Raw genomic sequence first — 5137 nt, forward strand, 5'->3', positions numbered from 1 at the left:
CGGCAATCACCGGCGATCTCGATGCTTTCCGCATCGAGACCCAGGGCGGGCCGACTTATGACGGCCGCCGGGTACTGCTGAGCTATGGGCTGGCCGACCGGATGCCCGACATTGCCGGCTTTGCCGCCTGCTGGGGGCAATCCATCGTTCCCTGCCCCTATTGCGATGGTTTCGAGGTGGCTAACCGGCATTGGGGCCTGGTCTATTCGGGGCCGATGTCGCAGCACATGGTGTCGCTCTATGGCGACTGGACCGACCGCATCACCGTTTTCGCCAACGGGCACGAACTGGATGGGGAAGCCCGGGCCGATCTCGAGGCCCGCAAGGTCACGCTGGTCGAAGGCAGGATCAGCGCCATCGCGCACGCCGAAGGGCAGATCGAAACGGTCAATCTGGCCGATGGCCGCAAGGTCGGCGTCGACGTGCTCTTTGCCCATCCTCGCTTCGCGCCGGCCGCCGACCTGCATGTCGGCTTGGGCCTTGCATTGACGGAAACCCCGCTGGGCGTGGTGCTCAAGACCGACGAGCGGCGCGAAACCAGCGTCAGGGGCATCTATGCCGCCGGGGACCTCGCCAATCCCATGGCCAGCGTCACCCTGGCCAGTGCGGCGGGAATGATGGCGGCGGTATTCGCGCAGCAATCCATGTTGCGTTGAGACAAGGACAGGGCCTGACGCTTGCCAATAGTCTGGAACGGTTCTAAAGAAAGTTTAGAATCATTCCAAGGTATCGCCATGCCGCTTTTTCCCCTTGAGACCCGCCGCAGCTTCGACAGCCTTTCGGAGCAGGAGATATTGGCGCTGGCGGTGATTGCCGAGGAAGAGGATGCGCGCATCTATGGCGCCTTCGCGACACGGCTGGCCGGCACCTATCCCGGCTCGGCGGCGCTGTTCGAGGCCATGGCGGATGAGGAAAACGAGCATCGCCGGCGCCTGCTCGATCTTTACATCGAGCGCTTCGGACCGCGGCTGGTGCCGATCCGGCGCGAGGATGTGCGCGGTTTCCTGCAACGCCGGCCACTCTGGCTCAGCCGCACGCTGAGCCTGGAGGCGGTGCGCCAGCAGGTGTGGGAAATGGAGGAGGGCGCCTATCGCTTCTATATGGAAGCGGCCAAGCGCAGCAGCGACGCCGCGCTGCGCAAATTGCTGGGCGATCTGGCGGCGCAGGAGCGCAAGCATGCCGATGCCGCCGACCGCATCGACGCCGAGGTCCTCGGCCCCGAGGGGCGGCAGGCCGAGGGCCAGGAAAAGCACCGCCAGTTCCTGCTCACCTATGTGCAGCCGGGACTGGCGGGGCTCATGGACGGCTCGGTCTCGACGCTGGCCCCGGTCTTTGCCGCCGCCTTCGCCACCGGCGACACACACCAGACGTTCCTCGTGGGGCTGGCCGCCGCCGTGGGCGCCGGCATCTCCATGGGCTTTACGGAAGCGGCGTCCGACGATGGCAAGCTGACCGGGCGCGGCTCGCCGCTCAAGCGGGGCCTTGCCGCCGGCATCATGACGGCGGTGGGCGGGCTGGGCCATGCCCTGCCCTATCTCATCGCCGATTTCACCCTCGCCACCGGCATCGCCATATTCATCGTGCTGATCGAATTGTGGGCCATCGCCTTCATCCAGAACCGCTATATGCAGACGCCCTTCTGGCGGGCGGTTCTGCAAGTGGTGCTGGGCGGCTCGCTGGTCTTTGCCGCCGGCATCCTCATCGGCAATGCGTGATCCCTATTGCCCCCTGGCCCGCCGGCGCGAGGCTTCGGCATGGGCGCGTTTCTGCACTCTTCGGGCTTCCGCCGACGCCACGGCGTCGTCGCCCATATGGGCGAGGCCCTTTTTGCGGGCCAGTTGCATCTGGCGCTGCCGCTCGGCGGCGGCGGCGCGCTTGGCCGCATCGTCGTGGCAATGGGGGCAGGAAACGCCATCCTCGTAATGGGCATGGGCGCGTTCGGCTGGAGTGAGGGGACGGCGGCAGGCGCGGCAGAGGCTGGCCTCGCCCTCTTCCAGCCCATGGGTGACCGAGACGCGCTCGTCGAAAACGAAGCATTCCCCGGCAAAGCGGCTTTCGTTTTCGGGCACCACTTCGAGATATCGTAAGATACCGCCCTTGAGGTGGAAAACCTCCTCGAAGCCCTGGCTCAACAGATAGCTCGACGCCTTTTCGCAGCGGATGCCGCCGGTGCAGAACATGGCCACCTTGCGGTCGCGCTTCGGATCGAGATGGGTGGCGACGTATTCCCTGAACTGGGTGAAATTCTGCGTTTTCGGATCGAGCGCGCGCTGGAAGCTGCCCAGCCCCACCTCGTAGTCATTGCGGGTATCGACCAGCACCACATCATTGCGATCGATCAGCGCGTTCCAGTCCTCGGGCGCGACATAGGTGCCCACCTGCCGCGCCGGATTGGCCTCGGGCGCGCGCAAGGTGACGATTTCGGGCTTGAGCCGTACTTTCAGGCGCAGGAAGGGCATGGCGCCGGCGGTGGAATATTTGACCTCGGCCCCGGCGAGCCGTGCGGCGAAAACCGGGCCGGAAAACAGAAATCCGGCCAGAGCGTCGATGGCCTCTGCGGTGCCGGCGACCGTGCCGTTGATGCCTTCCGGCGCCAGGATCAGCGTGCCCCTGATGCCGCGTTCGGCGCAGAAATCGGAGAGCAGCGGCTGGATGGCGGCGGCATCGGGCAGGTCGGCGAATTTGTAGATCGCCATCACCTTGTATGGAACAGAATCTTGGGTCATTCTCGCGTCCATTCTGCGGGGCCGGGGCGTTTTCGGCCTGCTCATAGCATCGCTCGACAGCCGGGCCAAATCTAGAAAATGCTGGGAGACCATCATGACTTACCGGGCCGACACGGCACGTTACGACACCATGCAATATCGCCGCTCGGGGCGCTCGGGGCTGAAGCTGCCCGTGGTCAGCCTGGGCCTGTGGCAGAATTTCGGCGGCACGCGCGACTATCCCAGCGCCATGGAGATTCTGGGCTATGCCTTCGACAATGGCATCACCCATTTCGACCTGGCCAATAATTACGGGCCACCCGCCGGCTCCTCGGAAGAATTGTTCGGCCAGGTATTGGCGCGCGATTTCCGCCCTTATCGGGACGAACTCATCATCTCCACCAAGGCCGGCTATAATATGTGGCCCGGCCCCTATGGCGAATTCGGCAGCCGCAAATATCTGCTGGCCAGCCTCAACCAGAGCCTCAAGCGCATGGGGCTCGATTATGTCGATATCTTCTATTCACACCGCTACGACCCCGAGACCCCGCTGGAAGAGACCATGGGGGCGCTGGCCCAGGCGGTGCGTTCGGGCAAGGCGCTCTATGTCGGCATTTCCAGCTATCCGGAAAAGGAAACCCGCGAAGCCCATCGCATCCTGAAGGAAATGGGCGTGGCCGCCACCATCCACCAGCCCAGCTATTCGGTGATCAATCGCTGGATCGAGAACGACCACACCATCGAGGCCTGCGGCGAGTTGGGCATCGGCGTCATCGCCTTTTCGCCGCTCTCGCAAGGCGTGCTCTCAGGCAAGTATAATAGCGGCGCCAAGACCGGCACACGCGGGGAAAATCCCAATGGGAGCCTGCGCGCCAGCCATATCGAGCCGCGCGTGCTGGCCGCCGTGGATCGTCTCGGCGAGATCGCCCAGGCGCGCGGGCAGACCATGGTGCAGCTGGCGCTGGCCTGGGTGCTGCGGCGCAGCGAGATGACCTCGGCGCTGGTGGGCGTGCGCAATCTCGACCAGCTCAAGGACAATCTGGGCGTGCTCAACAATCTGAGCTTCGCCCAGGAGGAGCTGGACGCCATCGATGACGCCACGCGCGAGGGGCAGATGGAGCTGCATCCCCGCCCCACCGGCTGGCTGCGGTAGGCAAGGAGGGGTTCCCCTCACGCCAATTCCACACGCTGTCGCCCCGGCCTCCGAGCCGGGGATGACATCGGGAAAGCGCAGGACTACGGCGCCAGTTCCATCAATGCAAAAAGCGCTCCATGGCGAAGGGGCGCACATCGATGGGGGTTTCTTCTCCCGTCATCATCTGCGCCAGCAATTCGCCGGTGGCCGGGCCCAGGGTAAAGCCGTGATGGGCGTGGCCGATGCCGACGAACAGGCCCTCGTGGCGCGGCGCCCGGCCGATGATCGGCATCATGTCGGGCGTGCAGGGACGGGCGCCCTTCCAGGGGGTGGAATCGACGCGCGGCCCCAGGTCGAGCAATTCCCGCGCCGCCTTTTCGGCCTTGTCGAGCTGGATGGGCGTGGGCGGGGCGTCGCGCATGGCGAATTCCGCCCCGGTGGTGAGGCGGATGCCGCGCGCCATCGGCGCCAGCGCATAGCCCACTTCGGGATCGAGCAGGAGATGGTTGAGTTTGGCGCCCTTTTCGCTGTCGTAATGCATGTGATAGCCGCGCTTGACGAAAAGGGGCAGGCGGTAGCCCAGCCGATCGAGCACTTCAGGGGCCCAGGGACCCAGCGCCACCACGGCCTGCCGGGCCGAATGGCGGCTTCCAGCCACTGTTGCCGTCCACCCCTCGGGGCCCGGTTCGAGCTTTTCGACCGCGCCCTGGACGAATTCGCCGCCCAGCCGCAGGAAAAGCTGGAAATACTGGGCGACCAGCGCCCCCGGATCGCGCACCGTCCAGGGGTCGGTCCAGTGAATAGCGCCGGAAAGCCCGCCCTTGAGCGCGGGCTCGGCCGCCTTGACCGCCGGCCAGTCCAGCACTTCATAGCCGATGCCGAAGCGCTCATTGTCCTCGCGCGCCTTGTCGGCTTCGCGGCGCAGGCCGTTTTCGCTGCGGAAAGCCAGCAGCCATCCCCATTTGCTCACCAACGCCTCGGCTTCGGGCCCGGCCTGGGCCATCAGGTCGGCATGGGTATCGATGGAGCGCAGGATGAGCGGGGCATAGCTCTGCACCACCCTGCGATAGTGATCGGGGGAGGATTCCCACCAATAGCGCAGCAGCGCCGGGGCGAGGCGCGGCAGGGCCAGCGGCTCGTAACGGGCGGCGGTGGACAGATGCAGCCCCACCTGCATGAGCGTGGCCAGATCACGCGGGAAGGCATGGGGGCGCACCCCTTCGCGCTGGATGATGCCGGCATTGCCGAAGCTGGTTTCATGGCCCGGCTCGCGCCGGTCGAACAGGGTGACGCTGCG

General features: G+C 65.6%; 5 protein-coding genes. 3 read left to right on the forward strand and 2 right to left on the reverse strand.

Going from position 1 to position 5137, the window contains the following annotated elements:
• The coding region (locus VDP82_RS13580) for an NAD(P)/FAD-dependent oxidoreductase (protein WP_323015384.1) at positions 1-656 on the forward strand (656 nt) is incomplete at its 5' end.
• 78 nt (positions 657-734) lie between these two features.
• Positions 735-1715 carry an iron exporter MbfA gene (mbfA, locus tag VDP82_RS13585; protein WP_323015385.1) on the forward strand — a complete coding sequence of 327 codons (981 nt, stop codon included), beginning with the start codon at positions 735-737 and terminating at the stop codon, positions 1713-1715.
• Positions 1716-1718: 3 nt separating this feature from the next.
• Here the strand turns inward: mbfA and VDP82_RS13590 are convergent, their stop codons facing one another.
• Entirely contained in the window at positions 1719-2726 is a 1008-nt protein-coding gene (locus VDP82_RS13590) for a rhodanese-related sulfurtransferase (RefSeq protein WP_323015386.1), read from the reverse strand.
• A 94-nt stretch (positions 2727-2820) separates the two neighbouring features.
• Between VDP82_RS13590 and VDP82_RS13595 the strand changes: the two genes are divergently transcribed.
• Entirely contained in the window at positions 2821-3858 is a 1038-nt protein-coding gene (locus VDP82_RS13595) for an aldo/keto reductase (RefSeq protein WP_323015387.1), read from the forward strand.
• A 100-nt stretch (positions 3859-3958) separates the two neighbouring features.
• Here the strand turns inward: VDP82_RS13595 and VDP82_RS13600 are convergent.
• Positions 3959-5137, reverse strand: a 1179-nt coding sequence (locus VDP82_RS13600) for an FAD-binding oxidoreductase (RefSeq protein WP_323015388.1), incomplete at its 5' end; no start/stop codon positions are given.

It is taken from the genome of Devosia sp., from assembly GCF_034675085.1.
GTDB lineage: Bacteria > Pseudomonadota > Alphaproteobacteria > Rhizobiales > Devosiaceae > Devosia.

Coding starts and splice junctions, on each gene's coding strand:
- mbfA (WP_323015385.1), top strand. CDS start 735: ATGCCGCTTTTTCCCCTTGAGACCCGCCGCAGCTTCGACAGCCTTTCG.
- VDP82_RS13590 (WP_323015386.1), bottom strand. CDS start 2,726: ATGACCCAAGATTCTGTTCCATACAAGGTGATGGCGATCTACAAATTC.
- VDP82_RS13595 (WP_323015387.1), top strand. CDS start 2,821: ATGACTTACCGGGCCGACACGGCACGTTACGACACCATGCAATATCGC.